The sequence below is a fragment of the Paraburkholderia ginsengisoli NBRC 100965 genome (genome assembly GCF_000739735.1).
GTDB classification, from domain to species: domain Bacteria; phylum Pseudomonadota; class Gammaproteobacteria; order Burkholderiales; family Burkholderiaceae; genus Paraburkholderia; species Paraburkholderia ginsengisoli.
In genome coordinates this window covers 1-26,979 of sequence record NZ_BBJF01000026.1, presented here as the reverse complement: position 1 = coordinate 26,979, position 26,979 = coordinate 1, and the positions used below count along the sequence as shown (strand labels likewise).

Sequence of the window (26,979 nt, the reverse complement as noted above, 5' to 3'; positions counted from 1 at the left end):
GGGAAATGCGCGAATGCCTGAAGACGGCCTGTTGATCGGGCCGAGCCGAGCCGTCAACGGCGAGCGTCTTTCTCTGAGGAGGAAGACGCAGGCAGGAGCGCGATTCGACGCGAGCGCCGCGCAAAGCCATGCCTCGCTATCGCGCACGCGTGCCCGTTGTCTCGACTGCTTGCCCCGTTGTCGTGCGCGAGCGGCAAGGCTGTCTGTTCAGCAAATGCTTGGAGTTGCCGCACTGTTTTCGCACTCGGCGAGCAGCGACAACAGCTTATCCAGCGCAAACGGCTTGCGAAGAAAGCCCTTCATCGGCAACGAGGGTGCTTCGCCGCTGCCGCTCGTCAGGATGACGGGGACCGACGCGAGTCCGCTCGTGGCCTGCATCGATTCGATCAGCTCGGCGCCATCCATGTTAGGCATGCGCCAGTCACACACGACAGCGCTGACGCGCGTGCGCTGCAATCGTTCGAATGCTTCGACGCCGTCCGCCGCCGTGGCCACTGTGTAGCCACGGCCGACCAGTACGGCACGTAACGCGGACAATGCCTCGGGTTGATCGTCCACGAGTAAAACGCGACTCATGATGCTTATGCCTGAAAAATTGGGTTGGGGTGCGGTCGTCGCGAGCGCATCGCGTTAGCGTCGACAGAGATTGCAAACCGGACGGTCGTGCTCGTCTTGTCCGGTCGAGCCGACTGATAGAGCAAGGGATGTGCCCGATGGTCGGGATTTGAGTACGCGAGACTGGGTTGGCGTGTCGAGGGTGGGCTGTCGTTGAGTTGCTCAACGCGGCTGAGAGGGGGTGTCTGCGCGGGGAGTGCGCGCTTGCGTAGTGGACAGTGCAGCGGACCCGCGCCGTGAATCGAGCACGACGCATGGCTATGCGAGGTAAGCGATTCAACCGTTACCGGTAATCGCAGCATCTATCGCATGGGCTTTCGAACTGAGATGGGCGTAAGCCCAACGATTCATCGACCAGGCGCGACGATGAACACGCCGCGCCTGTCGCTTGCATCAGTCGACTTCGGCCGTTAGTTCCGGCACGACGGTGAACAGATCGCCCACGAGACCGTAATCGGCGACGCTGAAAATCGGCGCTTCCGGGTCCTTGTTGATCGCGACGATCACCTTCGAGTCCTTCATCCCGGCCAGATGCTGGATCGCACCCGAGATGCCGACGGCCACGTACAGTTGCGGCGCGACGATCTTGCCGGTCTGGCCGACCTGATAATCGTTCGGCACGAAGCCCGCGTCGACGGCCGCACGCGATGCGCCGAGCGCCGCGTTCAGCTTGTCGGCGAGCGGTTCCAGAACCTTCGTGTAGTTCTCGCCGTTGCCCAGACCGCGGCCACCCGAGACGATGATCTTCGCCGACGTCAGTTCCGGACGGTCCAGCTTCGTCACTTCACGGCTAACGAACTGCGAGATGCCCGAGTCTGCGGCGGCTGAGATTTTTTCCACCGTCGCGTTGCCGCCTTCGGCTGCCACTGCATCGAAGCCGGTCGAACGCACCGTGATGACCTTGATCGGATCTTGAGCTTGCACCGTTGCGATCGCATTGCCCGCGTAGATCGGACGTTCGAACGTGTCGGCCGAATCCACGGCGGTGATGTCGCTGATCTGCGCGACGTCGAGCTTCGCTGCGATACGCGGCGTGATGTTCTTGCCGTAGGCGGTCGCCGGCGCCAGGATGTGCGAGTAGTCCTTCGCGATGTTCAGCACCGTCGCTTCGACGTTCTCCGCGAGGCCCGCTTCGAGTTGCGGCGCGTCGGCCAGCAGCACCTTGCTAACGCCTGCGATCTTCGCCGCGGCATCAGCCGCAGCCTGCACGTTGTGACCCGCGACCAGCACGTGAATATCGCCGCCAATCTTCTGCGCCGCCGCGATCGTGTTCAGCGTCGCGGCCTTGATCGACGCGTTGCCCCCCGCGGGGGCTTCCTTCGGGGCGTCGAGTTCTGCAATTACCAGATTCGTCATTTCGTCGTCTCCGTGTTCTACTCAAAGCACCTTGGCTTCAGTCTTCAGCTTCTCGACCAGCGTCTTCACGTCCGGCACCTTCACACCGGCGGAGCGCTTCGGCGGCTCGGCGACTTTCAGCGTCTTCAGGCGCGGCGTGACGTCCACGCCGAGGTCTTCCGGCTTGATCACTTCCAGCGGCTTCTTCTTCGCCTTCATGATGTTGGGCAGCGTCACGTAGCGCGGCTCGTTCAGGCGAAGGTCGGTGGTGATCACGGCCGGCAGCGTCAGCGACAGCGTTTCGGCGCCGCCATCCACTTCGCGCGACACGGTTGCGTTGCCATCGGCCACGACAACCTTCGACGCAAACGTCGCTTGCGGCAGATTAGCCAACGCAGCAAGCATCTGGCCGGTCTGATTCGAATCGTCGTCAATGGCCTGCTTGCCGAGAATGACGAGCGACGGTTGCTCCTTGTCGACCAGCGCCTTCAGCAGCTTCGCCACCGCGAGCGGCTGCAACTCTTCATTCGACTCGATCAACAAAGCCCGATCCGCGCCGATCGCGAGCGCGGTCCGCAGGGTTTCCTGCGCTTGCGCAACACCGCATGACACCGCCACGACTTCGCTAGCCAGCCCGGCTTCCTTCAACCTCACGGCTTCTTCCACCGCAATCTCATCGAACGGATTCATCGACATCTTCACGTTCGCGATATCGACGCCCGTGCCATCCGACTTCACGCGGACCTTCACGTTGTAATCGACCACTCGTTTGACCGGCACCAGAATCTTCAACACGCTCTCCCCAAAATAAAACGCCTGCATCGACAGCAAGCGCGAACCGCCTCACTCTGACAGAGAGCGCCGGTGCAGGGAATTCGGTTTTTTCGAACGTGTGCTTCGCGCCCGGTTAAGATTGCCGTTTGTCTTGCGAGCGCCCAGCGGCGCTTCATCACTGGCTTTCATCATGCATTTCGATTTCGTGGATTTGCGCTTGCTCCTCCATATCGCCGACACGCAGAATCTCGCGCGCGCGGCGGAGCGCTCGCATCTGTCGGCGCCGGCCGCCAGCAACCGGGTCAAGAATCTCGAGGAACAACTGGGTTTCAAATTGCTGTACCGAACCAGTCAGGGCGTGACGCTGACGCCCGCCGGCGAAGCGTTCGTGCATCATGCGCGGCTCGTGCTCGAACGCGTCGAGCATCTGGCGGGCGATATGCAGGAGTACGGCGAAGGCATCAAGGGCCACGTGCGCATCTGGGCCAACACGACCGCGATCAGCGAGTTCATGCCGGCCGTGCTGAGCCATTTTCTGCGCGATCATCCGGACGTCAACATCGATCTGCGCGAAGTGCTGAGCGGCGAAATCGTCAAGGGTGTGGCGGATAGCGCGACGGATATCGGCATCGTCGCGGGCAATGTGCATGCGGAACATCTGGAGATGCTGCCGTATCGCGACGACCGCCTGGTCCTTGTCACAGCATGCGATCACCCGCTCGCAAAGCTGGCATCGGTCGATTTCTCGCAAGTGCTCGGCGCGAACTTCGTGAGCCTGCCCACGTCGAGCGCGATCCACGCGTTCATCACGAGTGCCGCCGATGCGCTCGGCGCGCGTCTGAAGCTGCGCATCCAGGTCGGCAACTTCGAAGCCGCGTGCCGGATGATCGAAGCGGGCGTGGGCATCGGCATCGTGCCGGAATCGGTCGCGCTGCGGCACCGGAAGACGATGCAGATCGCCATCGTCGGCTTGAATGATCCGTGGGCCGAACGCAAGCTCAAGATCTGCGTGCGCAGCCTCAAGGACTTGCCGCCGTTCGCGCGAGTGCTGGTCGACAGGTTGATAGCGGCGGTTTGAACGCGCCCTGGCGGGTTGCATGGAGGTACTCGACGCGTTGTCGAAAGCGTTGACAAGCCGGGCGCGGTATTTCCAATAAGAAACGATGTGACTGTGCGGGCGAACCCCAGCCCTATGTGTGCCAGCTGCGCGTCTTGAGCGGCGCCGTGCCTGGCTCATGCCCTGTCTATCCCATTCAGTAAGCCCGCGCGCGGTGCCCGGCGTGGCGCCTGGGGCAAATGCCCTTGCCGCCATAAAAACCCGCGTGTATAGTTTCCGAACTTACTCTTGTTTCGCATCGGAAATTAAAGGGGTTTTCATGGACGCTTCCACCATCCTCGCCGATCTCGGCATTGCGCACGCCGCGCAGGCCGGCGACCTCGCGGTTCATTCGCCGATTACCGGCGAGCTCATCGGCCGTGTGGCCGTCAACTCGGTGGCGGAAGTCGACACGGCCCTCGCCCGCGCGCAGGACGCGTACACCGCATGGCGCAACGTGCCGGCGCCGCGCCGCGGCGAACTGGTGCGGCTGCTCGGCAACCGTCTGCGCGAAAAGAAGCAGGCGCTCGGTAGCATCATCACGCTGGAAACCGGCAAGATCCTCCAGGAAGGCATGGGCGAAGTGCAGGAAATGATCGACATCTGCGACTTCGCGGTCGGTCTGTCGCGCCAGCTGTACGGCCTGACCATTGCGTCGGAGCGTCCCGGCCATCGGATGGCGGAAACGTGGCACCCGATGGGCACCTGCGTCGTGATCTCGGCGTTCAACTTCCCGGCGGCGGTGTGGTCGTGGAACGCGGCGCTCGCGCTGGTCTGCGGCAACGCGGTGATCTGGAAGCCGTCGGAAAAGACGCCGCTGACCGCGCTCGCGGTCAATCAGATTCTTAACGAAGCCTTGCAGGAATTCGGCGACGCGCCGGCCGGCCTGACCGCGTTGATCAACGGCGGTCGCGACGTGGGCGCGAAGCTGGTGGCCGACCCGCGCGCGTCGATCGTCAGCGCGACGGGCAGCACGGAAATGGGCCGCACGGTCGGCGTGGAAGTGGCGAAGCGTTTCGGCCGCTCGCTGCTCGAACTCGGCGGCAACAACGCGGGGATCGTCACGCAAACCGCCGACCACGAACTCGCGATGCGCGGCATCCTGTTCTCGGCGGTGGGCACCGCGGGTCAGCGTTGCACGTCGCTGCGGCGTCTGTTCGTGCACGAGAGCGTGTACGACAAGACCATGGAACGTCTGAAGCAGCTGTACAGCAAGGTACCGATCGGCAACCCGCTCGAAAAGGGCATGCTGATGGGACCGCTGATCGACAAGCAATCCTACGCACGCATGCAGGAAGCGTTGCAGCAGGCGACGGCCGAAGGCGGCAAGGTGTTCGGCGGCGAGCGGGTCGACGTGAAGGGTTATGAAAACGGCTACTACGTGCGTCCGGCGATCGTCGAAATGCCGTCGCAAACTTCGGTCGTGCTGAAGGAAACCTTCGCGCCGATTCTCTACGTGCTGCGCTACACGGATTTCGCCGATGCAGTCGAAGCGAACAACGCGGCGGTTCACGGTTTGTCGTCGTGCGTGTTCACCACCGACCTGCGCGAAGCGGAACGCTTCCTGTCCGACTCGGGCAGCGACTGCGGCATCGCGAACGTGAACATCGGACCGAGCGGCGCGGAAATCGGCGGCGCGTTCGGCGGCGAGAAGGAAACCGGCGGCGGCCGCGAGTCGGGCTCGGACGCGTGGAAGGCCTACATGCGCCGCGCGACCAACACGGTCAACTACTCGTCGGCATTGCCGCTCGCGCAGGGCATCGATTTCAATATCGGCTAAAGGCGGCGGCTGAGCGCGCCGCACGCGTTCATTGCATGCGCGGCGGCCGGCGCTGCCGCGCATGTCAACCAGCACGCTTCAGCAATCCGTTCGCGCCGCCCGGGGTTCGAGAGCGGCCACGCTACTCGTGGAGTAAGACGTGAGTTCCAAAGTCGTGATCGTCGGCGGTGGGGTGATCGGCAGTTCGATTGCGTATTTCTTGCGACTGTCCGATCCGACAGTCAGCGTCACGGTGATCGAGCGCGATCCGACTTACGCGCGGTCGTCGTCGGCGTTGTCGGCGGCGTCGATCCGTCAGCAATTCTCCACGCCGCTTTCCATTCAGATGTCGCTGTACGGCATCGAGTTCTTGCGTTCGATCGGCGAGCGGCTCGAAGTCGACGGCACGCGTCCGTCGATCGATCTGCACGAAGGCGGCTACCTGTTTCTCGCGACGCCCGCCGGTGAATCCACGTTGCGCGAGAATCACGCGCTGCAAAAGAAGCTCGGCGCGGATATCAGTCTGCTCGACACGAGTGCATTGCAGGCGCGCTTCCCCTGGCTCAATACCGACGACCTCGTCGCGGGCGCCTATGGCGAAAGCGGCGAGGGCTGGTTCGATGGCTACGGTCTCGTACAGGCGCTGCGCAAGAAGGCCCAGGCACTCGGCGCACGCTATATCGCCGCCGACGTCGCCGCCGTCCGGCGCACCGGCAACCGCGTCACGCAGGTGCAGACCGCGAACGGCGAAACCTACGCGTGCGATGTAGTGGTGAACGCCGCCGGTGCGTGGTCGCGCCGGGTCGCGCAGATGGTCGGCATCGATCTGCCGGTCCACGCGCGGCGCCGCAGTATTTTCAACGTGAGCTCGCCGGCGCGGCTCGAACGCTGTCCGTTGCTGATCGATCCGAGCGGCGTGTACTTCCGGCCCGAGGGCAACGCGTACATTTGCGGCACGTCGCCGGCTGCGGATCGCGATCCCGACGACCTGCCGCTCGACGAAGTCGATCACGCGCTCTTCGACGACGTTATCTGGCCGACGCTCGCGCATCGCGTGCCGCAATTCGAAGCGCTGCGCGTGCAGAACTGCTGGTCCGGCTACTACGAATACAACGTGCTCGATCAGAACGCGATCATCGGTTATCACCCGGACGTCGACAACTGCATCTTCGCGAACGGCTTCAGCGGACACGGCTTACAGCAGGGCCCGGCCACTGGCCGCGGCATCAGCGAACTGATTCTGCACGGCCGCTATACGACGCTCGATCTCGGCTCGCTGAGCTTCGCGCGCGTGCTGGACAACCGCCCGATCGTCGAGAAGAACGTGGTGTAGCCACGCGTGCGGTTGATGCGAAAAACGCAATAGGTAGTGCGTAGATATCGTTTGCCGCGCATCCGCACGATGGCCACAATCGACGCCGATCTTTCATCGACAGATACCTCGACATAAAGCGGCCCGTCACCATGTTCCCGTTCACTCCCGCATTCGAAGCACCGACCGGCTCGCCGATTCGCGAGCTGTTCAAGTACCTGGCGCAGCCCGGCATGATCTCGTTCGCGGGCGGCTATCCGGCCAGCGATCTGTTCGATCGTGAAGCGCTCGACGCCGCCGCCGCGCGTGCGTCGCAACAGACCACGCTGTGTCTGCAATACGGTCCGACCGATGGCCTCGCGGTCCTCAAGGAACAGCTCGCGCAGTTGATGACGCGCCGTGGCACGCCGTGCGCACCGCAGGATCTGCTCGTGACGACCGGTTCGCAACAGGGCTTCGATCTGCTGCTGCGCGTGATGGTCGCGCCCGGCGATGTGGTGCTGGTCGAACAGCCCGCGTATCCGGCGACCTTGCAGGCGCTGAAGTTGCAGCAGGCCGATGTGGTCACGGTGCCCGTCGATCAACACGGCCTCGACGTCGACGCGCTCGCCGCGCTGCTCGAAGCCGGCACGCTGCGCGCTACGCCGAAGCTGCTGTACACCGTGCCGACTTTCGCCAATCCGACCGGCGCGACGTTGTCGCTCGAACGCCGCGTGGCGTTGTTGAAGCTGGCGGCGCGTTATCGCTTTCTGATCGTCGAGGATGATCCTTATGGCGACTTGCGCTTTAGCGGCGCGGCGCTGCCTTCGCTGCTCGCGTTGAGCGACCAGGTGCCGGGTTCGCGCGATTGGGTGGTGCATTTTTCGAGTCTGTCGAAGATCGTCGCGCCGGGTTTGCGGGTCGGCTGGACGGTCGCGCACGCGGAGATTTTGCGCCGCTGCGTGGTCGCCAAACAGACCGTCGACCTGTGCAGTTCGCCGTGGACCCAGGCGATTGCCGCCGAGTATCTCGCGAGCGGGGCGCTGGAGCGTCACTTGCCGCGCATCGTCGATGCGTACGCGGTGAAGTGCCGCGCGCTATGCGATGCGCTCGACGCGCAATTGGCGCAACACATCGCGTTTCATCGGCCGGCGGGTGGGATGTTCGTGTGGGCGCGGTTGAAGTCGGAGCGCAATGCCGCCGATTATCTGCGTGTCTGTATCGATCACAACGTGATGTTTGTGCCGGGCGTTGCGTTCTATAAAGACAAGATAGATGTGGCGGCGTTGCGTCTTTCGTTCGCCGCGCCCGGTGTCGCGGATATCGAAAGCGGCGTGCAAAGAATGAGGCTCGCGCTTGAGCGTTGTTTGGAGTCTGAGGCAGGTTGAAGCGGCATTCACGTCAATGACGTGCGGGGCACCACTTGCCACGGCTGCGGGTGCCCCCTCTCGGCCGTCTGACACTCGGCGCGCCCGACGTCTTTTCTCCACTTACAGCGATCATTCGCCCCCTGGCCTTCCGAGCCGCGCACCGCTCGTCGGCGCCTTTGGGGCGTGGATCGTCGCCTTCGCCTAATCGAACGCCCGCTCCGAGAACCGTTCGATCCAGACGGCCAGGCGGTCGGCTGCAAAACTGGCCGCGCGCGTGCCGGCGCGGCAGACGATGGCATCGCCTTCACGCACAAACTGCAGGGCGCCGCCGGCTTCTTCCAGCCACAGCAAGCAGGCCAGCCAGGCGGCGTGCTCGGCCGATACGGCCTGACCTACCGGCCGGGTGAGGAACTCGTTCAGCGTGGCCGGCGAAGTCCAGATCAACGCCTCGCCACCGCCGCGCACTGCGGCACCGAGGACGTTAGTGAAGACCTGCACCGCATCGGCAGCGCTGCGCCCCGCATTCTGCGTGCGCAGCTCCGCGAGGCGCGTGCTGACCGCGTGGCCGAAGCTGCCGCTGCATTCGCTCTCGGCACGCACCAGGTCGGCGTAGTCCATACGCTGCCAGTCTGGCTCCACGTTGCGCGTGCCAGCCAGTTCGGTGCCGGCCAGATAGGTTTCCACCGGCTGGAAGCGGCCCGGGCCGATCAGGCTGGCGCACAGCGTGTGCACGATGCCGATGCGGGTGGCCACGGTCTGCGTTTGCAGCACGCCCAGTTTCTCGCGCACGAGCTGGTCGCGTTCCTTGCGCAGTCCCGCCAGCTCCAGCGCCTGCTTCATCTCCATGCGCAGCGCGGTGATGTCCCACGGCTTCTTGATATAGCGATGGATCTGGCCTTGATTGACGGCCTCGACGGTCTGGTCAAGTTCCGAATAGGCCGTCGTCAGGATCCGGACGATGTGGGGATAGCGCTCGCGCGCATAGCGCAGAAGTTCGTTGCCATATTCACCGGGCATGCGCTGGTCGGACACCAGCACGGCCAGGCTGGCGGCGTGCGCATCCAGCATTGCCTTGCCGTCCTCCACGGAGGCGCCCGTCACCACCGGCGCGATCGCGCCGATAGCGCGCTCGAAATATTTGAGCGCGGTGGCTTCGTCATCGACGAACAGAATCGCCGGCGGCGGTGTCTGGTTGGCAATCGTATTGCTCATTGGAAACTCCTGTGCATTCGATCCTTCAAATTTGGGATTCCAGCGTCACGGTCGTGCCGGCGCCGGGCGCGGATGCGATCCTGATACTCCGCCAACGAACTGCGTGACGCGGTTGCAGAAAATCATGCCGAAGCCGCTGACGCTCGCGTTCGTGATAACTGGGTCGACCAGCGGGCGTCGCATCACCTCGGGCGCGATACTGGGGGCGTTGTCGCTGAAGCCAGCACCTCGCGGACCGTGGCCACGCCTAGCGGCTTCTCCAGGATTCGAAACACCTCGCCACAATCGACCGCATCCAGTAGCGCGTCCTTCTCCGCGTACGCTGTCACCAGGATCCGCACGATATGCGGATACTCCTGCGAGACCTGCCGCAGCAGGTCACCGCCGTGCCGGCCCGGCATGCGGAAGTCGGTCACCAGGACCGCGACCCGCGCACCTTCGCGACGCAGGATCGACATGGCCTCGTCCGCGCCGTCGGCGAGCAGCACCTCATAGTCGCGGCCGGCCGAGCGCGCAAAGTACTTGCGGGCCAGCTCTTCATCATCGACATAGACGACGGTCCGCCGCGCTTGCTGGGTCTCGTTCATCTCGACATCACTCAACGCGCGGCAGATCGAAGTTGAAAGCGGTCCACTGGCCCAACTGGCTTTCCGCGAAGAGTGTGCCGCCGTGCCGCTCCACCACCGCATAGCTGATGGACAGGCCAAGGCCGAGCCCCTGGCCGACTTCGCGGGTAGTAAAGAATGGTTCGAACACTCGCGCCAGATTCTCCGGGGCGATCCCCGGGCCGTTGTCGCGCACGTTCACGTGCAGCCGGTCGTCGCGCCATTGCGCCGTGACATGGACCTGCGGCGATACGGTGGCGGCCTTGTGCATGGCCAGAGCGGCATTCGAGAACAGGTTGATGAGCACGCCGATGATGGCGGCTTCATCGCCCAGCACGAGGGTGTCGCCGGGCAACTCGCGCGTGACCTTCACGCCGCGCAGTTCATGCGCGCTCAGCCGGATCGACGAGTCAAGCGCCTTCTCGAACAGGAACGGCACGTCGTCGGCCACCGCGCCGGGCTTGCGGTAGGCAAAGGTCTTCAGGTCCGACACGATATGCTGGATGCGATGCATGCCCTGCTTGACATCCGTCAGGCACTCCTGCAGCGACGGGCTCTCCTTAACCTGCGGTTCCTCGAGAGCTATTTCGATGGCCATCAGGCAGAAGTTCACCGGGTTGTTGACTTCGTGGAGAAGCCCCGCGGACAACGTGCCGATTGCAGCCATCTTCTCCTGCTGCAACAACTGGCCCTTGATCTGCGCGAGGCTGTCGTTGGTGCGGGCGAGCTGGTCGTTTTTTTGCGCCAGCTCGTCCTTCAGCCGGAAAAGCTGGAAGCGGCCCTTCTCGTTGAAGAAGGTGTAAATGGAGCTGGCCAACGCGCAGAAGAAGATCAGGATTAGCTGGAACTGAAACTTGCTTGGGTCCTGTATGCCGTCCGGATGTGCGGCGCAGGCGACGTAGTAGAGCGCGACCGTGGCCAGGCCGAATGCCAGCGTCTGCCAGTAGCCCGAGGGGAACAGGATCCCGACGGCAAAGATCGTCAGCATAAGCCCGGCATAGAACAGCGACGCCTCGCCCTGCGTGACATAAATCATCCACGAGATCATTGCCTGCGGCAGCAGCAGCCAGATGAAGGTGATGACCTGCACCTGGCGTTTGCCCATTTCCGTGTAGAGCGAGAGCAATGCCAGGCCGATGGCCGCGCTGGTCAGCACCCGAACGATGGCAAAGCGCTTCTGCTCATCCGGATACACGACATAGTCCAGCGCCACGCCCATCAGCACCAGCACGATCACGGTCAGGCCGCCAGCCTTGCTGCACAGCAACCGGAAGTCGCGCAACTCCTCGCGATAGTTCGAATGGAGCCCAGCCAGAGACGCTGTCATCTCAGGCTGCTTGTTGCTGGCCGATCACCACCTCGGCAAACACATTGACCCCGGTCGAGTCCGTGTACAGCCGCGGCTCGCCGCAGTTCTCCGGCATGATTTCGGCCATCTGTGCCTCGTTGCGATAGATCAGGTACCACTCCAGCACGTGCTCCATGCTGAAGCGCTCCGGGTTGTCGGCGTGGACGTTGGTGACCAGCAGGCGGCCGCCGCGTCGGGTGCGGCTGGCGAAATGCTGGTTCAGCCGGGCACAGACCTTGTCCGATAGGTAGTCGAACAGGCCGGCGCAATAGACCGCGTCGAACTCGCGGACGTCCGATGCGTCCGCATCCATCCGGCGCTTGAGCAGGTTGTGAACCGACTCATGCGTGTAGCTGATGGTCATGCGCCTGGCCGTTTTCTGTGCGATGGACGCGAGGCGCTCGCGCGTCCAGTCGAGTGTCTCCTGGCTGAAGTCGAGCAGTTCGAACGTCAGCCACTCCGGCTCGTCGTATTCATGCATGAAGCGCTGGATTTCCTGAGCGGGGCCGCAGCCCACATTCAGCACCCGGAACGGCCGCCGCGCGGCGCGCGCTTCATTGGCGAGTCGGGTCAGGTAGTCCACCAGCAGCTCGACGCGATTGCGGTGCGCGCGTGCCACGGCCGTCTGCAGGAAGGCCGCGTTGACGATCTGGAAATACGTGCTCGGGCCCTGGCGGGGATCGTCGAGCATCTGATTGACCATCTGGTAGTCGCCGGCATAGCCCAGCGGCTTCGTGAAGGTGCGGAAGACGAAGGGCGAGCGCAGCAGCAGGGGATGTAGCGCGGCCTGCGCAAAGGCGCGATGTGCCGGCGCCAGTTCTTCGTCGACGAGGCGCGCCTCGCCTTCGAACTCGTCGAAGTAGAGCTTGGTCCTTTCCATCAGGGGCGACGCCAGTTCGAGGAAGAAGTCCTCGCGCAGGCTTTTGCCTTCCTTCGGCATGGTGTCGGCCAGGTCCGCCTGCTCGACCCAGCGCGACATGTCCGAGAGAAAGGCCCGGATCTGGTTGACCGCGATCTGGTAGTCACGGCGGATCTTGAAGCGCTCGGCCCAGTCCTGCACGAAGCGGCGGGCTTCTTCTCCCACCGTGCGTGATTCCAGCGCGCCGCCACTCAGTTCCCGCCACTCGGCGATCAGCGTCACCGAGACGATGGCGGTCAGGCCGGTGTTGACCATGCTGATGACGACCGCCTTGCCCGAATAGGCGTGTTCCACACCCATCTTGACCGACAGGTCGCTCAGTACCTCGCTGACCTGGACAATCGAGTACGGGTTATAGACCTCCATCACCAGGGACTTTCGCTGGAGATTGATGATCGTGCCCCGCGCCTGCTCGCCCTGCGAGTTGCGGAAGCTCACTACCGGATCGATTTGCGTTTTGGAATACACAGTATTGCGGCCAGGTAAGTACTCACGAGAAGCGGTTTGAAATTCGGTGCCATACCCAGGCCAGCAGGTCGGCCAGTTCAGCGCCGATGGCTTCCTGGGTCCAGGTGACGAAGCATCGCCGTCGGTATTCAGTTGTCGCCACAGCACCCCGTTCTTCCCGGGCGGCGTCCACTCACTTTCATCCAACATGCATCGGCCGGACAAGTTATGCATTTGGCTTATCCGCGTCACGTCGAGACAGCACGTGTGCTAATAGCATCACGTTTTTAACGGGATTCGTTAGCCTGAAGGCCGGTTTCGGAACACTGCGGACCGTTGCGTTTGCAGCATTCTACTGATAAAAAAGAATGCTGTCGTCTTAAGCCAATTTCATCAGTGAAACTGCCTGGAAGCACTCGACGAAAGGGCGCCAAAAGACTGCGGGCCCTACCGGTTGAGGGCAGGCTAAATCGAGTTCTTGATGGTGGTGAAGCGCCGGGAATGCAGGGGACTTGCGATCACGGCCGTAGCCGGAGATTTGGAGTATGGAAAACGAAAGCAAGGTGAGGCAGCCAACCGGGACGCGATGTTCGGAAGAAGTCCGGGGGGCGCAATCCAGATGATGTTCCAGCAGGCGCAACCACGTCTGAACTGCCAGGCGCAAGGAGCTTGAGCGTGAGAACGGCGAATTGCGCATAGCTAACGAGACTCTGCGCAAGGCAACACGATCTTCCATTCAATAGCGTCTTTCTCTTTGAATGAACGTCGGCAAGAAACTTTGGCTGCCTTCCTATAGGCCGCACTGAACCTGTTGAAAGCGCGAAGCAACTGCTCCGATCAACACAGCTTGAAGCTTTCGCTGCGCGCCATCAATGCCAGTCCGATAATAGCAATGGCCCCGAAGAACGCTGGCAGCAGGAAGACATTGGGCAGACCCAGCCATGCGACTCCGAAACCGCCCATAACGCCTCCTAACGCCGAGGCGAGCGCCGTCGAGCTCATGAAGATTGCTGACGCCGTTGCTACCGCATTGGGAAGCAGGCGTTGGGCAACGATGATGCCTAAAACCATAAATATGCCCCACACACCACCCATCAGGATCTGTCCAGCGAACACTCCTGCTGCGGACCACCACAGCGCAAAACACAGATTGGCAAATAGCCCCATCGCGGCCGCGATACACATCAACCACACGTTCCCGAGCTTGCGGCCCAACCCGATGCTAAAGGGCATGATGAGTAGCTCGATGAATGGCTGTATGCCGATGACTGCTCCCCGTACAGCCGGACTTAGCTTGAGCCGTTCTTCCATGTACATCAGCAGGTAGCCGTACTTCACCGGCTCTCCGGCGTAGACCAGGACGAAGAGTCCCGTGAATGTCAGCAGTGGAATCATGGCGCGCAGGTTCGCGTGACGTGCGGGCTCACTCGCGGATTCCGGCTTGAGCTTGACGGTTGCGTTTAGCGTTCCGAGAGGTGCGATCTGTAGAAGCATGCAGATGGCGGTCATCCAAAGCATGGGGCGCAGGCCATAGGCAGCTGCCACCCACGCTCCCAGCACCGGCCCGACGATCCACCCGCCTGTCAGCGCCATACGGATGACGGCAACAACGCTTTCATTGGCTTCGCCGGGCTTTTCGCTGAGTTCATCATGGACAGCCGCAAAAATCTGCGAGGCGGTCGCACCGGAAACGGCCAGCAAAGCGACAGCGATAATGAAGGGCATCCAGATCGAAGTGGAGAGGGCCAGCCCCGCCCAACCGACAAAGCCCGCCACGGCACACATGCGAAAAAGACCGAGGCGATTCCCCGTGCGATCGGAATAGCGGCCGACGAAATACCCCGCCACTGGAGCGGCAAGGCTCGTCAAATAATAGAATCCCGCCAACGGCAGCGAGGCGCCGAGTTCTTTCACCAGGAACAGAACGATTTGTGGTGCAGCCGCTGACGTGCCGAGACCCGATAGAAACATCGCAATCGTTGCGCCGAGAAAAAACCTCGACGCCGCGACTTGACGCAATGCAGACGGACTACCGGTTCGGTCGGGCATTGCGACAGGTTGACTACCGCTTTGGTCAGGCATCGTGAAACGAACCCCTGGTTATGTTTGCGGAACTGGGTCGGCAGTGACGGTCGATCTGACGAGCACGCTGGAGATTATCGCAACCGCTTCCCCATTGCCATGGTCAAGTTGAACTGGCCATCTGGCATGCTTGAATAAGGGGGCAAGGCTTGAGAATAGAAAACGCCTGGGTAGTGCGCGTTCTCGTCGAACGTTTTCGTGCCGGCCCAATCCATCGCCCGCCGCGATCACGCGCTCGACACGACATCGCCACGGGATCGGCTTTGCTTTCCCAGCGCGTGAACGCCCCAGTCGGGCTGCCTGGGGCCCAGCAGCGCGACGCGCACTGCCTCGGGCGCGCGGAACAGGGATTTACGAACCACGCCGCCGCCTGCAAGAATGCGAGGGCGGCCGGCGCACCGCGGTCCGATCCAGGCACGGCGCCCGCAACCTGAGCCAATCGTAGGAGAACGTCCATGGGCAGGCTTGTCAGATTCCCAGCAGGCAACCGTAACGTGCGACAGTGGCTGATGGCCGCAATACTGGCGGTGTTCTGCAGCCAGTGCCAGAGCGCCTTCGCGCAAGCGGCCGACAACGCGGCAAGCCTGCGCGACAGATACCAGAGTCTGTCCCAGCAACTCGCGCGCAACCAGTTCCAGCGACCGCTGTACCTCGAATCGCAGGAGTTGCCCTCGGCACTCAAGGGCGATATTTACGGTGTGGTCGACTATCCGTTCGCGGTCGTCAAAGGCACGCTCAACGACCCGGCTCAGGGCCCGACCAACTGGTGCGACGTGCTGATCCTGCACCTGAACACCAAGTACTGCCATGCGTCGACGAGCGAGAGCGGTACGGTCCTCGCGGTGAACATCGGCAAAAAAACCGAGGAATCGCTTTCCTCGTCCTACCGGGTGCAATTCAACTATCGCCCGGCAGTGAGCAGCCCGGATTATTTTCGCGTAGAGCTTTCCGCCGCCACGGGTCCGTTGAGCACGAAAGACTACCGTATCGTGCTGGAGGCGATACCCGTGGGCGACAACCGCACTTTTATCCATCTGACTTACGCCTACGGGTACGGCACGGCGGGACGGCTTGCAATGAAAACCTATCTGGCGACGATCGGCAGCGACAAGGTTGGCTTTTCCTCCGCGACCGATCCTTCGACGGGAGAGACGCACTACGTCGGCGGTGTGCGCGGTCTGGTGGAGCGCAATACCATGCGCTATTACCTCGCCATCGATACCTATCTGGGTGCGCTATCCAGCCCGCCCAACGCCCGCCTCGACAAATGCCTCACGGCCTGGTTCGATGCGACCGAGCAGTATTCGCGGCAATTGCATGAGGTCAGCCGCGCCGACTACCTGCAAATGAAGCACAACGAGTATCAACGTCAGCAGACCGCTCAGTAAGCCGCGCAGCAGGCGGGCGTCGCTGGGTCCGGTTGGCAGGCCTTCGGGGAGGTTCGCATCTCAACCCGATGCAACCGCCTTTCCCGTCGCGCATGGGAGCTGCCAGAATGCATTTCCGAAACCGGAGCATGCATCCTGAGAAGCGCTTTTAAGTCCAGGCAGATAAGAGGGGACCGTTTCCGTATCCTTGCCGTGCCTCTGTCGCATTCCGGCCGCATGACGTGATCGCTCTTCAAACCGGTCGATGAAACCAGGCAATCGCACACAGTAATAAGATCGTTTCGGCAGCACCCAGGAAAGAGAGGGCGTCGAGGTCATCCATATTTCGTAGTCCCCAGGGGAATTTTGGGTACCGTCCGAATGTGAGCAACTTCAACGACAACCAGCCAATGCTGGCGAATACGAAGGTCGGAAAAAGTAGTCTGAATAAGCAGAACAGAAGATTGACCATATAGTCCGTCGTTTTTGAATCCGCTGTCGCGTGGGTGCACGTGGAGATCGCCCGGTCGATTTTTATAGTGTAAAGAGAAGCGCAACAGAAATAGCATTTCGCAACGAGTGGATAGTGGCCACAATCACGAATGCTCTGGCTCTGCGCGCTTGCTCTACGACATAGACATACCCTGGCACCGGGCCGCTGGGAAACGTGACGGGTATATATTTCCAACTGTAGAAATGCAGCGATGCGAACAAGTTGGCAGACGCCGCTACGGCCATCCAGGAGCCCGAGCCTGAATAATCTGTCTTCCAGCCTTGACGGCATCGCTGCGTCCGGCATTCGCCTAGCCTCCTCGCTTATAGCTCTGCAAGGCCCGCTTCAACTCCAGTCATCCATATCGTGCTTGATCGTATGCCGATTGGCGATAAGCGTGTCGACGCTCGGCTCATTGTTCATCGCCCGATGAATGGCGAGTTGGGTTGCCTCGTAGTTGGTGCGGTACATGTCCTTCTTGTCGAGGTTCGTCGCTGTGGCGCAGCGTGGGTCGATCCACACGAGACTGATGATGCATAGCTCGTTGGCCAGATCTTTCGGCAAGATGCCCTCGATCAGGCAATCGACTATGGCATCCGCCGTCGCCGACTGCACGACGCCGCCGAATAGCTCGATGGTGGTCATATCCCTGAGCGTCACCTTGGGGACCATTATCGTGGCGGGTCGCACCATCTGATTGCAGGCGCGAATCGCGAACATGGCTGTGTGCCCCTTGCTCTGCGCCATCATGTTGGCGAACGCGTGACCGGCGGGTCCGTCGACACGGCCTATCAGGATTTCGGGCATCGCGTCGGTTACCTGTCCGGGTGCGGCGAACACCGTGGCTTCACCCACGCGGAACGTCAAATCGAGATTCATTGTCGACCCCTCCATAGTTGGACACTGAGAATTCGCGGCATGCAAGGACGATGCCATTCGATCCGACGCGCTCGGGCATGCATGGCAATGCGCAACATGTATCGTCTTCGTGACAAAGTGGCAAACGCGAGTCGCAAGCGGGTGTTCCGGAGCAAGCGGGTGTTCCGGACAGGTGACGAATGATTCCGGGTTTGCTATCGGCGTCGTCGGTGCCTATCGCGAGTGCGAATGGTCTTTCATCGGCCGCTTGAGCGTCTCACCGGCAACGCAGTCGTGCGAACTGGGGAGGAAAATGCCCCTGAACGACCTACACTGATATCCAGTGCAGCCAAGTTGCGATGCTGGCCATCACTCCGGACGGAATTCGATTGACTCCAGGAATGCATCCACTGCCGCAGCCTCACGAGGAGAGTATTCATGAAGACTCTGATAATAGTGGTGTGGATGATGCTATCGGCGAACGCGTTTGCGGAATGCGCGAAGAACGCGCGTGGCGAAACGGTCTGCGGCAACGGACAGACGGCCGGCGGTTATAACCGGAATACGGGCCGGGCGTGGACGTCCCAGACCAATCAGAACGGTGCGCGGACGACGCAGACCAGCCGGGGAGGCGAGGCGACGACGAAGAACGGCAAAGGTGTCGTTCACGGCCCGGGCGGGACCAACTGCTACCGGACGGCGAACAGTCACGGGTGCAGATGAGGACGTTGCCACCTGTTGTCGTGTTCGCCCGATGACGAGCGCGTTGCGGTACGTGAGCTTCGCCACAGCGCCGTCCGGCTACACCACGGACGCGCCAGTCACTTCGGGCCAGTCGCGTCGGGCAGGCGCTTTGCCCGGTACAACGAACTAGAACTTTGGCCCTGAGTTCGTATCGACCTTATTGCAGGCGCCATCAAAATCCTCGAACCCGCTGGCGAGGGTCAGTTGCCCCGTCATTCGATCAATCCGGACTTTAGCGCGGTTGAGCGTATTCAGTTTGAGCGTCCCGGTGATCTCCTTCTCCCCGACAAACACGTCATTGAGCGTGAACCATCCGTCATGCGCGCTGTTGATGCCCGGCATGATCTCGTGTGGCAACCGCATCCTCACGCTATTGCCCGCGATTTCGACGTTCACGGCACCATTGAAAGGCCGGCGCCCCGTGGTCGAGCTATTCGTGCTCTTGCTATAGCTGTGTGTCTTGTTCTCGTATTCCATGCCGTTCGACACTTGCGATTCAAGCACCGATCCGGACCCCTGGCACAGCAGCGCCGTGGTGCTCTGCGCATATGCAATCGTGGCTGCGCCGAATACGCAGGCAATCACGACAGCGACTGATCGTACTATCGTCATCGGACTCTCCCATAAGAGATCGTTCTACTTATTCCGACCCAACTCTGGAGCGGGTACATCGCCAGGAAGGTTACACGTTTTTCAAACGGCTTCGACAACGGACGCCCGTCGCGTGGCCGGATCCGCCCGGGGTTGCTGCAACTCGCAGACAAATCCAGCTCCTTGGCCTTAATATGTACGTCTAATTTCGCAGCCATTTCACGGAGCGGCCTTGGCGCAACGAGGCGCGAGGGCGCATCGCCCCCAAAAGAATAATCGATTAGCTGGACACCAAACGGTACCCAACCGACACATAGGGAGACGACATGCGCAAACTCCGCTCGCAAAGCTGGTTCGGCAGAAACGACAAGGACAGTTTCATTCACCGCTCATGGATGAAGAACCAGGGCATCCCGCACGACGAATTCGACGGACGCCCTGTAATCGGTATCTGCAATACGTGGTCGGAGCTGACGCCTTGCAATGCGCACTTTCGCGAGCTCGCGGAGTATGTGAAAAAAGGCGTGCACGAAGCGGGCGGCCTGCCGCTCGAATTTCCGGTGATGTCGCTCGGCGAATCGAATCTGCGTCCTACCGCGATGCTGTTTCGCAACCTCGCCTCCATGGATGTCGAGGAGTCGATTCGCGGCAATCCGATGGACGGCGTGATCCTGCTGGTCGGCTGCGACAAGACCACGCCGGCGCTACTGATGGGCGCGGCGTCATGCAATCTGCCCGCGCTGGCGGTGTCGGGTGGCCCGATGCTCAATGGCCGGTTCCGCGGCAAGAACATTGGTTCAGGGACCGGTGTATGGCAGATGTCCGAGGAAGTGCGCGCCGGCACGATGACGCAGGAAGAATTCACCGAAGCCGAGTCGTGCATGAACCGCTCGCGCGGCCATTGCATGACGATGGGCACGGCGTCGACGATGGCGTCGATGGTCGAATCGCTCGGCATGGGTTTGCCGCACAACGCGGCGATTCCGGCAGTCGATGCGCGCCGCCAGGTGCTTGCGCATCTGGCCGGGCGGCGCATCGTCGATATGGTTCGCGAGGACCTGACGATGGACAGGATCCTCACGCGTCAGGCCTTCGAAAACGCGATCCGCACGAATGCGGCGATCGGCGGCTCGACCAACGCGGTCGTGCATCTGATCGCATTGGCGAGGCGCATCGGCGTGGAGCTTTCGCTGGAAGACTGGGAGCTTGGATCGGATGTGCCGTGTCTCGTGAATCTGCAACCGTCGGGCGAATACCTGATGGAAGATTTCTATTACGCGGGCGGTCTGCCGGCGGTGCTCAGGCAACTCGGCGAGCAGGGCCTGCTGCATCGCGAAGCCCTGACAGTGAACGGCAAGACGATCTGGGACAACGTGTGCAATGCGCCGAATTACGATGAGAAGGTCGTCACGACGTTCGCCGAACCGTTCAAACCAAAGGCAGGCATCGCGGTTCTCAAGGGCAATCTCGCGCCGAACGGCGCGGTGATCAAGCCGTCGGCGGCGACACCGCACCTGCTGAAGCATCGCGGCCGCGCCGTGGTGTTCGAGAACATCGAGGAATTGCACGCGAAGATCGACGACGAATCGCTCGATATCGACGAGCACTGCGTCATGGTGCTCAAAGGCGCGGGGCCGAAGGGATATCCGGGCTTTGCGGAAGTCGGCAACATGCCGCTGCCGCGGAAGGTGCTGCAAAAAGGCATTACGGATATGGTGCGCATTTCGGATGGCCGCATGAGCGGCACGGCCTATGGCTCGGTGGTACTGCATGTATCGCCGGAAGCGGCCGCAGGCGGGCCGCTCGCGTTCGTGCAGACCGGCGACATGATCGAACTCGACGTCGCCGCACGCCGTCTGCATCTGGACGTCACCGACGAAGAACTCGCGCGTCGCCGCGCGGCCTGGCAGCCGCCGGCGCCGCCCACGCGGGGTTACTACAAGCTGTACGTCGAACACGTGCTGCAAGCGGATCAGGGTGCGGATCTCGACTTCCTGGTCGGATCGAGCGGCGCGCCGGTGCCGCGCGATTCGCACTGATCCGGAGCTGGCGGCGGATGACATCCATGACACCTGACACCCCTTCTTCACCGAGCGGAATCTGGCCCGTTCTCTATGCCTTCTTCGACTCGCGCAACCAGTTGGATCGCGAAGCACAACGAATCCAGATCAACGCGACGATCGCGGCGGGCGCGCGGAGCGTCGTCATACTCGGTCTCGCGACAGAGGTAAACCGGCTGTCGCTCGATGAGAAACATCGCCTGATCGACTGGGCCAGCGAAGACATAGCGGCACGCGTACCGCTCGTCGTCACGATCACGGGTGACACGGTGGATGCGCAAGTCGCGCTGGCTAACTACGCTGTTCAGCGCGGTGCTTCGTGGCTGATCCTTCAGCCTCCGTCGATGCGAGACAAACCGGAATCGTTCTATTTCGACTTCTTTGCCGAAGTGATGCAGCGCACAGGCACCCCGGCGGGCATTCAGAATGCGCCGGAATATCTCGGTGTCGGCCTGTCAGCGGAATCGATCGTGACGCTTGCGAGTCAATGCTCAAACTTCCGCCTGCTGAAAGGCGAGGGACCGGCGACGACGATTCGGCACACGGTCGACCGGCTGCGCGCGCTCGGTCATACGTTGCCGGTCTTCAATGGCAGGGGAGGGCAAGAACTGGTCGACAACCTGCGCGCCGGATGCGCGGGACTGATCGTTGCGCCCGACACGTTCGACCGGCAGGTCGCGATACACCGGGCGTTCGCCAGCGGACGCGATCAGGAAGCCGAAATGCTTTATGCCCAAACGTTGCCGGCTATCGTCTTTGTGATGCAGTCGCTCGACGCCCTCACGTGCTACGGCAAGCGGATCGCCGCGTGGCGCATGGGCTTCGATGTACAGCACGATCGCGGCGTCGCGCCGACGGCGTTTGGGCTGGAATGTGCACGGCGCTTCGCAATGCAACTGGGCCCGTTTCGCGTAGCTAGCGAGTCTCTGAAGTGAGCCGGACCGATGTTCTTCCTATTGTTGGGGCGCAGGTGTGTTGGTGGTCCAGATATCGCGATGCATTTTCCAATGACCATCGTTCCTCTTCCATAAAATGACATAATCGCCGGCGTCCAATACCTTGCCGCCTTCTCCCGGGACCGTGTACCTGCCCACCTCATAGGCGGTGTCGCCATGCGCCTCTACTTCCAGCGAAGTCAGTTTTATCGCTTTGAACCCTGAATCGATTGCCCCTTTCCAATACTCGGTGATCGCTTTCTGCCCACTCACGACTTTACTGTTCGGCGGGAAAAGTTTCGCCGTTCCGGTATAGAGTGAAGCGATGCCCGCCGCGTCGCCACGGCTGACAGCCTTTTCCCATCGTTTATTGCTGGCTTCGATCGACGCGCGTATATCCCCCTGCGCGGACACCGCGGTCGCAAAGCCAACGAGCACACTGACGAGAGCAAAAAGAAAAAGGAATCTTTTTAGCAGGTGAGACATATGGCCTCCTAAGATTAACCGCGATTCATGTGCTCGCGATGTTCGCGACGATGAGCCAGGACGACCGCGCCGGTGCCGGTGCCAACCGATTTCCTGGCCGCTCCATAACCGAAGCTGCCCGGAGGGAGACAGATCAATCGATCGCCGTCGATAGTGAAGGGATGTCTCTGCACATCCGTGTCCCAGACATGAAATGTGCTTCGCTTATATAGAACGATGACGAGCGGGCGGTGTCCCGGGCGAATTTCATCAGGTCGGCAGCGAACTGCGATCAACGCATAGCGGCCATCATTCCCGAACACGGGTGAGCCTTCGGGTTGTGCGCCTAGCGGTTCCTGTTCGGTTTCCGTCCGCGCGGCAACGCGTGAAAGAATACTAGTGGTTTGTAACCCAAATGATAGCTTTACTGTGGCGAGCGGCCGGACGACTCGCCGGTCACCGTTTCAGAGAGCGGCAGCATCCGACTTTGGAATGAGAACGTGAAGAGGCTCGTTATCGCTACACGGTTACAACATCCTGGTTTTTTTGGTAGCGCCGCAGCGCCGAAGCGCTGCACGTGGCTGTTCTTTCCGAACGAACGGGCAAATTTCCATTCGACCGACTATAAGTTCGACGCCGCCGCGCGCGTTCGCGATGGGATCTCCGCGACCTTGATGCTGGTGTTCAACGAACACGCCGAACGAACGGCGTGAAACGATGGTCGTGCCGCGACGCGATCCGTTGGTCGCGCTGATTCGCGGCGCCGGTAATCGGCGTGATCAGTGCGACGCTCGGCATCAATGCCGGGTTCGCAGATATGTCGTCGCTGGCCGGACGGCTGGCGGGTCTGTCGTATAGCCGGGAGGTGGAGCGCCTCGCCGATGCGAACGGCGGCGTCGCTTATCTGCAAGCGAGCGGTTTGCGCAGCGACGGGCTGGCGGTTTTTTTCGCGATGGCGGACGCATTGGCTGACAAGCGAGGCGGCAGCGCCGGCGCTCGCATTTCTGTTGGACCATCCACGGACAGCCGAGCGCGAAGAGCGCAGTCAAGGCTCGCCGCTCGGCGAAAGCGCGTTAAGCGCGCAGCAATGGGCCGCGGTTCGCGCGATGTGCGCGAAGCCGTAACGCCCGCGACTCGCCGGGAGCGCGCGCGGGAAAGCCAATGCGCTCAACGAGTTGAGTGAATCATGCGCAGGTTGTCCACAGGCTTGTGCCCAGTTTCTGTGGACAACCAGCCGGCATCGGCCGGCGCGTCAGGACGCCTCGTCAAAGGTTCGAATCGAGGTCCTGCTCTCTCACGGCGTCGCGTGTTGCCGACCAGTAGGGCGAGCGGTTGTAGTACTCGTGCACGGCCGTGCCCCATTGCGTATCCGCCATCGACGGCCAGTGGTCCTTATCGAATCCAGGCGAGTTCTTGATGCGCTCGGCGGGGGCGTCGAGCACAAAGCATTTGTCGTCCGTATCGAGCGTGAGCGCGCTCCACGGAATGGCATGCAGCGTGTCGCCCACGCCCAGAAAGCCGCCGCTGGACAGTACCGCATAGGCAATCCGTCCACCGCGCACGTCGAGCATGATGTCGGAGATTTTGCCGACATGTTCGCCATCGGCTGACATCACCTTGTTGCCGTCGAGCGTGGCTGCGGCCATCACATCCGGTCCGGGGCCGTCGCCCATGCCGGTTCCAACAATGTTCGCGCCTTGCTCGCCGGCGGGCGCCGGGCTGAGGGGATCGAGCGTAGTCATGATGTGCTCCTCGTTAAAAAGCATGTAGAGGGAGCGCGCAACGACTATGCCCGGAGGGCTGTCCGCAGCGAACGACGCGGTCGCCGCCAATGCCGCGACGTCAACGACATCCACACGGGACGACACTGTCCATATCTCCGCCGAAGGCGCAGCCGCGGCGCAGGATGGAAACGCGGGTCAGGAAGATCAGGAAAGCGCAGCAACGACGGCGGACTACGTGCCAGCTTCGGGCGCTTCGGCAGTGCAGTCGTTTGCGTACGGCACGCTCGGTCTTGAGCGGCCGGACCAGCCTCACGAAAGCGCAATGCGTTCTACACGGCTGGGCGATGGCTGACAGCGGCGATTACCGTTGGCGGAATCGTTTCGCTGCCTGCTTGAGGAGGGAGGGGCGCTTGCCGTGCAGGGCGCACGGCAAGCGCAAGCGCTGGATTAGCGGTCGAGGAACGACTTCAGTCGGTCGGCGCGGCTCGGGTGCATCAGCTTGCGCATGGCCTTGCTTTCGATCTGACGAATCCGCTCGCGCGTGACATCGAACTGCTTGCCGACTTCTTCGAGCGTATGGTCCGACTTCGTGTTGATGCCGTAGCGCATACGCAGCACCTTCGCTTCGCGCGGCGACAGCGAATCGAGCGCGTCGTCGATGGCGGCGCGCAAGTCGGCTTGCATCGCTGCATCGGCCGGCGACGAAGCCGCCGAGTCTTCGATCATGTCGCCGAGGGTGGCGTCGCCGTCGTCGCCGACCGGGGTTTCCATCGACACCGGCTGCTTGGCAATCTTCAGGATGCCGCGCACCTTCTCTTCCGACAACTCCATGCGTTCGGCGAGCACCGACGGATGCGCTTCCTGACCGGTCTGCTGCAAGATCTCGCGCGAAATGCGGTTGAGCTTGTTGATCGTTTCGATCATGTGCACCGGCACGCGGATCGTGCGAGCCTGGTCGGCGAGCGAACGCGTGACGGCCTGGCGGACCCACCACGTTGCATACGTCGAAAACTTCCAGCCGCGCCGGTATTCGAACTTGTCCACGGCCTTCATCAAGCCGATGTTGCCTTCCTGGATCAGGTCGAGGAACAGCATGCCGCGGTTCACGTACTTCTTCGCGATCGAGATCACGAGACGCAGATTCGCCTCGATCATTTCGCTCTTGGCCTTGCGCATCTTCGACTCGGCCGCGACCATCTTGCGGTTGACCTCTTTCAGATGCTTCAGCGGCAGCGAAACCGTGGCTTCGATTTCGATCAGCTTCTGCTGTTCGGACTGAATCGCCGGCAGATGGCGTTCGAGCGCCGCACCGTACGACGTGTTGCCGCGCGCTGCGCGCTCCGTCCAGCCGAGGTCGGCTTCGTGGCCGGCAAACGACTCAATGAACTTCTCGCGCGGCATGCCGCTCTTCGAGACGACGATTTGCAGAATATTGCGCTCGATCGCGCGCACTTGCGCGACCTGGTGCTGGACGTCGCCGCACAGGCGGTCGATCGTGCGGGCGGTGAAGCGGATCTTCGCGAGGTGCTGCTGGATTTCTTCGCGTGCGCGCAGATACGCTTTCGACGTGACGTCGCCGCGCGTGTGCGACGCGTTCATCTGGTCGGACAGCATGCCGACCTGCGCGAAGATTTCGAGGCAGTCGCTCGTGAGTTGCTTCAGGCGCGCTTCGTCAGCCGCCGACGAGTCGGCCGGGCCGACGTCATCGTCGCTATCGCTGTCGTCGTCTTCTTCGGAGTCCGTGTCGACGTCTGCAACCGCGTCCGTGCTGGCTTCTTCTTCCGCCGCGACCGTCTCTTCATTCAGACCGTCGACCAGTTCGTCGATGCGCAGTTCGCCGTCGGCGACCTGCTGGGCGCTGGCCAGAATCGCGGAGATCGCCAGCGGGCAGGCGGCAATCGCCTGCACCATCTCGTGGAGGCCGTCTTCGATGCGCTTCGCAATCGCGATTTCGCCCGCGCGCGTCAGCAGCTCGGTTGCGCCCATTTCGCGCATATACATACGCACCGGGTCGGTCGTGCGGCCGAATTCGGAATCGACGGTCGACAGTGCGACTTCGGTTTCCTCATCCGCCTGATCGTCCGACACCACGGCGGGGGCGTTCGAGTTGAGCAGCAGCGTTTCCGCGTCGGGGGCTTGCTCGTAGACCTGCACGCCCATGTCGCTGAACGCGCTGACGATGCTGTCGATGGCCGCCGTTTGCGCGAAGTTGTCGGGCAGGTGGTCGTTGATCTGGGCGTGGGTGAGGTAGCCTTGCTCCTTGCCCAGCTGGATCAGCGCGCGCATCTGGCGCTGACGTTCTTCGGCTTGCTGCGGCGGCAATTCGGCCGCAACGGGGATCGCTTTGCCGGCGCCCTTGCCCTTGGCCGTGCGGCCGGACGGGGTTTTGCCGCTGTAGGCGGCGGTTTCGTGTTGCGAATCTTCGCGATCAAAAGGGTTCACGTATTCTCCTCTAGAGGCTTCGCTATGAGACGCAAGACGCGACCGTCAGGCGTTTCGAGCATGGCTCAACATCACCTGAGTGACTCAACGCGGTTGTTTGGGTGTGCTCCTGGGGGAGCAAAAAGATGAGCCCGCTCGAAGCGGGCCGATAGAAATATGCGAAATTCGCGCGGCTCGCATTATATACGAGCTTGCGTCTTCGCGCTCATGGGGGCACACCAATTAATCATGCATGTTGTCGCGGTGTCACTGGCGGCCCGCCTGTGGCGCGCTGGACGAGAGTCGTGCCGGGGCGACGCATCGACGTGCGCTTTGACTGGTTGCACGTTCCTCACTATAGAGGAACTCCTTAGTCTTCACACGGCACGGATCAGTTCCGTCGTTCCCGCTCTTCTGTATCTATATATAGGGTGCACGTGTTCTGCCGTGGCGTGGCGCGTGCCCTCG

The 26,979-nt window shown here is 61.9% G+C and carries 21 protein-coding genes and 1 pseudogene; 8 read left to right on the top strand and 14 right to left on the bottom strand.

Going from position 1 to position 26,979, the window contains the following annotated elements; translation table 11 throughout:
* Window positions 1-207 precede the first annotated feature (207 nt).
* The 3 genes from BGI01S_RS27505 to BGI01S_RS27495 all read right to left on the bottom strand — a co-directional run bounded on the left by BGI01S_RS27505 (window position 208) and on the right by BGI01S_RS27495 (window position 2,742).
* Window positions 208-576, bottom strand: a complete 369-nt coding sequence (locus tag BGI01S_RS27505) for a response regulator (RefSeq protein WP_042329561.1) — start codon at window positions 574-576, stop codon at window positions 208-210.
* Window positions 577-1,008: 432 nt separating this feature from the next.
* Window positions 1,009-1,971 carry an electron transfer flavoprotein subunit alpha/FixB family protein gene (locus BGI01S_RS27500; protein WP_042329560.1) on the bottom strand — a complete coding sequence of 321 codons (963 nt, stop codon included), beginning with the start codon at window positions 1,969-1,971 and terminating at the stop codon, window positions 1,009-1,011.
* Between the two features lie 21 nt (window positions 1,972-1,992).
* Window positions 1,993-2,742, bottom strand: a complete 750-nt coding sequence (locus BGI01S_RS27495; RefSeq protein WP_042329587.1) for an electron transfer flavoprotein subunit beta/FixA family protein — start codon at window positions 2,740-2,742, stop codon at window positions 1,993-1,995.
* Between the two features lie 172 nt (window positions 2,743-2,914).
* Between BGI01S_RS27495 and BGI01S_RS27490 the strand changes: the two genes are divergently transcribed.
* The 4 genes from BGI01S_RS27490 to BGI01S_RS27475 all read left to right on the top strand — a co-directional run bounded on the left by BGI01S_RS27490 (window position 2,915) and on the right by BGI01S_RS27475 (window position 8,258).
* Window positions 2,915-3,802 carry a LysR family transcriptional regulator gene (locus tag BGI01S_RS27490; protein WP_042329559.1) on the top strand — a complete coding sequence of 296 codons (888 nt, stop codon included), beginning with the start codon at window positions 2,915-2,917 and terminating at the stop codon, window positions 3,800-3,802.
* Window positions 3,803-4,100: 298 nt separating this feature from the next.
* Window positions 4,101-5,600 (top strand): L-piperidine-6-carboxylate dehydrogenase, encoded by a 1,500-nt coding sequence (gene amaB, locus BGI01S_RS27485; protein ID WP_042329558.1) that lies wholly within the window; start codon window positions 4,101-4,103, stop codon window positions 5,598-5,600.
* Window positions 5,601-5,739: 139 nt separating this feature from the next.
* Window positions 5,740-6,912 (top strand): NAD(P)/FAD-dependent oxidoreductase, encoded by a 1,173-nt coding sequence (locus tag BGI01S_RS27480; RefSeq protein ID WP_042329557.1) that lies wholly within the window; start codon window positions 5,740-5,742, stop codon window positions 6,910-6,912.
* Window positions 6,913-7,043: 131 nt separating this feature from the next.
* Window positions 7,044-8,258, top strand: a complete 1,215-nt coding sequence (locus tag BGI01S_RS27475; RefSeq protein WP_042329556.1) for an aminotransferase-like domain-containing protein — start codon at window positions 7,044-7,046, stop codon at window positions 8,256-8,258.
* A gap of 183 nt (window positions 8,259-8,441) precedes the next feature.
* On the opposite strand, the gene BGI01S_RS27470 is transcribed toward BGI01S_RS27475, so the two are convergent.
* From BGI01S_RS27470 to BGI01S_RS27445, 5 genes and pseudogenes are all read right to left on the bottom strand, one after another.
* A complete protein-coding gene (locus BGI01S_RS27470; protein ID WP_042329555.1) occupies window positions 8,442-9,452 on the bottom strand; it encodes a response regulator in 1,011 nt (336 codons plus the stop codon).
* 212 nt (window positions 9,453-9,664) lie between these two features.
* Window positions 9,665-10,039 (bottom strand): annotated as a pseudogene (locus tag BGI01S_RS27465) (response regulator); the annotation flags it as partial.
* A 7-nt stretch (window positions 10,040-10,046) separates the two neighbouring features.
* Entirely contained in the window at window positions 10,047-11,384 is a 1,338-nt protein-coding gene (locus tag BGI01S_RS27460) for a sensor histidine kinase (RefSeq protein WP_042329553.1), read from the bottom strand.
* Between the two features lies 1 nt (window position 11,385).
* The gene (locus BGI01S_RS27455; RefSeq protein ID WP_042329552.1) at window positions 11,386-12,792 is read right to left on the bottom strand and encodes a class I SAM-dependent methyltransferase; all 1,407 of its coding nucleotides are present in this window, start codon (window positions 12,790-12,792) and stop codon (window positions 11,386-11,388) included.
* 816 nt (window positions 12,793-13,608) lie between these two features.
* Window positions 13,609-14,820 (bottom strand): MFS transporter, encoded by a 1,212-nt coding sequence (locus BGI01S_RS27445; RefSeq protein WP_052400531.1) that lies wholly within the window; start codon window positions 14,818-14,820, stop codon window positions 13,609-13,611.
* Window positions 14,821-15,308: 488 nt separating this feature from the next.
* Between BGI01S_RS27445 and BGI01S_RS27440 the strand changes: the two genes are divergently transcribed.
* Window positions 15,309-16,241, top strand: coding sequence for a hypothetical protein (locus BGI01S_RS27440; RefSeq protein WP_042329549.1), 933 nt, complete (start codon window positions 15,309-15,311; stop codon window positions 16,239-16,241).
* Between the two features lie 513 nt (window positions 16,242-16,754).
* Here BGI01S_RS27440 and BGI01S_RS29875 read toward each other — a convergent pair.
* Window positions 16,755-16,958: a hypothetical protein gene (locus tag BGI01S_RS29875; protein ID WP_084585521.1), complete on the bottom strand. Its 204-nt coding sequence runs from the start codon at window positions 16,956-16,958 to the stop codon at window positions 16,755-16,757.
* A 100-nt stretch (window positions 16,959-17,058) separates the two neighbouring features.
* The gene (fae, locus tag BGI01S_RS27435; protein WP_042329548.1) at window positions 17,059-17,592 is read right to left on the bottom strand and encodes a formaldehyde-activating enzyme; all 534 of its coding nucleotides are present in this window, start codon (window positions 17,590-17,592) and stop codon (window positions 17,059-17,061) included.
* Between the two features lie 417 nt (window positions 17,593-18,009).
* On the opposite strand from fae, the gene BGI01S_RS27430 reads away from it, so the two are divergent.
* On the top strand, window positions 18,010-18,294 hold the full coding sequence (locus BGI01S_RS27430) for a hypothetical protein (RefSeq protein ID WP_042329547.1): 285 nt from the start codon (window positions 18,010-18,012) through the stop codon (window positions 18,292-18,294).
* A gap of 147 nt (window positions 18,295-18,441) precedes the next feature.
* On the opposite strand, the gene BGI01S_RS27425 is transcribed toward BGI01S_RS27430, so the two are convergent.
* Window positions 18,442-18,927 (bottom strand): hypothetical protein, encoded by a 486-nt coding sequence (locus BGI01S_RS27425; protein ID WP_042329546.1) that lies wholly within the window; start codon window positions 18,925-18,927, stop codon window positions 18,442-18,444.
* A 305-nt stretch (window positions 18,928-19,232) separates the two neighbouring features.
* On the opposite strand from BGI01S_RS27425, the gene BGI01S_RS27420 reads away from it, so the two are divergent.
* Window positions 19,233-20,945, top strand: coding sequence for an IlvD/Edd family dehydratase (locus BGI01S_RS27420; RefSeq protein WP_042329544.1), 1,713 nt, complete (start codon window positions 19,233-19,235; stop codon window positions 20,943-20,945).
* A gap of 26 nt (window positions 20,946-20,971) precedes the next feature.
* Window positions 20,972-21,901, top strand: coding sequence for a dihydrodipicolinate synthase family protein (locus tag BGI01S_RS27415; protein WP_232624432.1), 930 nt, complete (start codon window positions 20,972-20,974; stop codon window positions 21,899-21,901).
* Window positions 21,902-21,919: 18 nt separating this feature from the next.
* Here BGI01S_RS27415 and BGI01S_RS27410 read toward each other — a convergent pair whose 3' ends face one another.
* The 3 genes from BGI01S_RS27410 to rpoD all read right to left on the bottom strand — a co-directional run bounded on the left by BGI01S_RS27410 (window position 21,920) and on the right by rpoD (window position 26,532).
* Window positions 21,920-22,387, bottom strand: coding sequence for a YybH family protein (locus BGI01S_RS27410; RefSeq protein ID WP_232624433.1), 468 nt, complete (start codon window positions 22,385-22,387; stop codon window positions 21,920-21,922).
* Window positions 22,388-23,631: 1,244 nt separating this feature from the next.
* Window positions 23,632-24,108 (bottom strand): PRC-barrel domain-containing protein, encoded by a 477-nt coding sequence (locus tag BGI01S_RS27400; RefSeq protein ID WP_042329540.1) that lies wholly within the window; start codon window positions 24,106-24,108, stop codon window positions 23,632-23,634.
* A 429-nt stretch (window positions 24,109-24,537) separates the two neighbouring features.
* Window positions 24,538-26,532, bottom strand: a complete 1,995-nt coding sequence (gene rpoD / locus BGI01S_RS27390; RefSeq protein ID WP_042329538.1) for an RNA polymerase sigma factor RpoD — start codon at window positions 26,530-26,532, stop codon at window positions 24,538-24,540.
* Window positions 26,533-26,979 lie beyond the last annotated feature (447 nt).